The following is a 2,766-nucleotide window of genomic DNA, read 5'->3' on the forward strand; positions in this document are numbered from 1 at the left end:
GCCGAGATCGACCCTACCCGGTCCTGTTCAATCGAATGAGCCCGTCGGCGTGGCGCCGGGAACACGGGAGCGGCCTGTTCTACACCTTGAGCTACCTCTCCCATCTCGAGTCGCTCGGGACCCGGGTGATCAACGGCTCCCGCGCGTTCCGTCACGAGCTGTCGAAGGCCCTCCAGCTCTCCCTCCTCCAGTCGCTGGGTCTCCCCTTTCCTCGGGCTCGCGTCATCCACGATCCCCTGCAGGCTCCGGACGCGGCACGAAGCCTCCGATTCCCCGTGGTGATCAAGCCCAACATCGGGGGGAGCGGCGCAGGTATCGTACGATTCGACAGCCCCGAGGAGCTTAGCGCAGCCGTGGCCGCAGGCCAGGTTCAGCTCGGATTCGACCACGTCGGGCTGGTGCAGGAGTTCGTTCCGGCCCGCGGCGGATTCATCACCCGGATCGAAACGCTGAGGGGTCGGTTCCTCTACGGCATCCGGGTCCATCTGAGCGGGGAGACCTTCGACCTCTGCCCGGCCGACATCTGCCAGACCACCACGGGAGAGGACCTGCTGGCGCCGGGGTGCGTCGTTGAGGCCGCCAAGTCCGGCTTGAAGGTAGAACGGTACGACCCTCCCGCGGGCGTGGTACGCGCGGTCGAATCCATCGCCCAGGGAGCGGGGATCGACGTCGGCGGCATCGAGTACATCATCGACGACCGGGACGGCGGCATCTACTACTACGACGTGAACGCGCTCTCGAACTTCGTGGCGGACGCTCCTCGCGTGGTCGGCTTCGATCCGTTCGCCCGGCTCGTGGACTTCATCGAGGAGGTGCTGGCCGACGCCGTCGGGTAGCAGCCGTGGAATCCGGTTCGGGTACTGGATGCCGGTATTCGGGGGCTGGCTCCGGAACGTCGACGACGAGCGGATGGACGCCAGCTGGCCCTATGTCCGGGACCTCGCCCTCCGGAGCGAGGACCTGGGATACGACCTCACGCTGATCGCCGAGCTGAACCTGAACGACATCAAGGGCGTCCACGCCCCCTCCCTCGACGCGTGGTCCACGGCCGCCGCCCTCGCGGCGGTGACCCGACGGCTCGAGCTCATGATCGCGGTGCGCCCGACGTTCCACCTGCCCGCCCTGCTGGCCAAGCAGGCGGCGAACATCGACCGCATCAGCGGAGGGCGCGTGGCGCTGAACGTGGTGTCGTCCTGGTGGGAGCAGGAGGCGCGAATGTACGGGGTGCAGTTCGACGCGCACGATGAGCGGTATGCCCGAACGTCCGAGTGGCTCGACGTGCTCGACGGCGTCTGGTCGCAGGACGCGTTCTCGTACTCGGGCCGATACTACCGCGTCGAGGGCACCGCGCTGGAGCCCAAACCGCAGCGCCGGCCCCGTCCTCCGATCTACGCCGGAGGCGAGTCGGAGGCCGCGAAGAATCTCATCGCCCAGAAATGCGACGCCTACGTGATGCACGGGGACCCTCCGGAGCGGGTTGCCGAGAAGGTCCGGGACCTGTCCGAACGCCGCGCCAAGTTGGGGCTGCCGCCGCTCGTCTTTGGTGTCGCCGGGTACGCGTACGTTCGCGACTCCCGCGCCGAGGTGGACCGGGAGCTCCAGCGGATCACCGACGTCCGGAGCAACGCGGCGGGGTTCGCCAACTACCAGCAGTGGCTCAAGGGCACGCAGCTCGAACAGAAGATGTCAATCGAGGAATACTCGGTCTCGAACCGCGGGCTCCGCTCCGGACTGATGGGCACGCCGGAAGAGGTTCGCGCCCAGGTGGCCCGCCTCGAGAAGGCGGGCGTCGACCTCCTGCTGCTCCAGTTCAGCCCCCAGCTCGAAGAGATGGAACGGTTCAGCGAGGATGTCGTCCGGCCCCTCCAGTCGGCGCCAGCGTAACGTGCGTCGTCCCCGGGGTGGGGCTCGGAAGAGCGACGCGGCGCGGGCACGACGCGATCCCGGTACGGAAACCGGAGCGTTCTCCCGCGTTCCGCCGAGGTCGCGCATCGATCGGGTCGCCTCAGCGTTGCGGAGGAACGGCTTCGACGTGTCCGTGGTAGCGGACGGGAACGCCGCGCGGGAAGAGGTCCTGGGCCGACTGTCTCCGACCGACGAGGTGCTGGAGGCCCACTCTAAGACGCTGGAGGACGTGGGACTGATCGGGGCCGGGGCACCGCAGGGCCGGTACCGCCGGCTGCGACCGAGGCTGCAGGAGCTCGGACGGCAGGGTCTTCCGAGCGAGAAGCGTCGCCTCGGCGCCTCTCCCGAGGTCGTGATGGGTAGCGTCCAGGCAGTGACCGAGTCGGGGGAGCTCGTGGTCGCCTCGGGCTCGGGCAGCCAGCTCGGACCGTACAGCTACGGCGCGGGACGGGTGATCTGGGTGGTGGGCGCCCAGAAGATCGTTCGGGACCTCGCCGAGGCGATCCGGAGAGTGGAAGAGTACGCGTTGCCCTGGGAGGACGCCCGCGTCCGAAAGCTCGGGGGCACCGGCAGCTCCATCAACAAGCTCCTCGTAATACGAGGAGAACACCAGGCTCACCGAGCGCTGGTCGTGCTGGTGGCCCGTCCTGTGGGGATTTGAGCGCTCGCGCCGAGGCCTCCATCGACATCCCCGGATCTGGGATCGAGTTCCGACGAGGACGACGTCCGGTCGGACCGCACGCTCCGCCGGATCATCCGGCAAGCGGGGAGGCTGGCGCGATGGGTGGGGCCGAACCTCGGGCCGCGCACCCGACGCGGTGCCCTGCGCCGATGTTCCAGCTGGCCGCGACCACGGTCATC

Annotated in this window: 3 protein-coding genes; all 3 read left to right on the top strand. The window is 68.6% G+C overall.

Annotated features, from left to right (window positions below):
• Nucleotides 1–836: hypothetical protein (locus tag VEL82_03245; GenBank protein ID HXW66881.1), on the top strand; the 836-nt coding region annotated here is incomplete at its 5' end.
• Nucleotides 837–846: 10 nt separating this feature from the next.
• On the top strand, nt 847–1,884 hold the full coding sequence (locus tag VEL82_03250) for an LLM class flavin-dependent oxidoreductase (protein ID HXW66882.1): 1,038 nt from the start codon (nt 847–849) through the stop codon (nt 1,882–1,884).
• Complete coding sequence (locus VEL82_03255; protein HXW66883.1) at nt 1,850–2,566, top strand: LUD domain-containing protein; 717 nt, start codon at nt 1,850–1,852, stop codon at nt 2,564–2,566. The genes VEL82_03250 and VEL82_03255 overlap by 35 nt, the downstream gene beginning before the upstream one ends.
• The last annotated feature ends 200 nt before the right edge of the window (nt 2,567–2,766 follow it).

It is taken from the genome of Thermoplasmata archaeon, assembly GCA_035622275.1.
Lineage (GTDB): Archaea > Thermoplasmatota > Thermoplasmata > Lutacidiplasmatales > UBA184 > Lutacidiplasma.

Coding starts and splice junctions, on each gene's coding strand:
- VEL82_03255 (HXW66883.1), top strand. CDS start 1,850: ATGTCGTCCGGCCCCTCCAGTCGGCGCCAGCGTAACGTGCGTCGTCCC.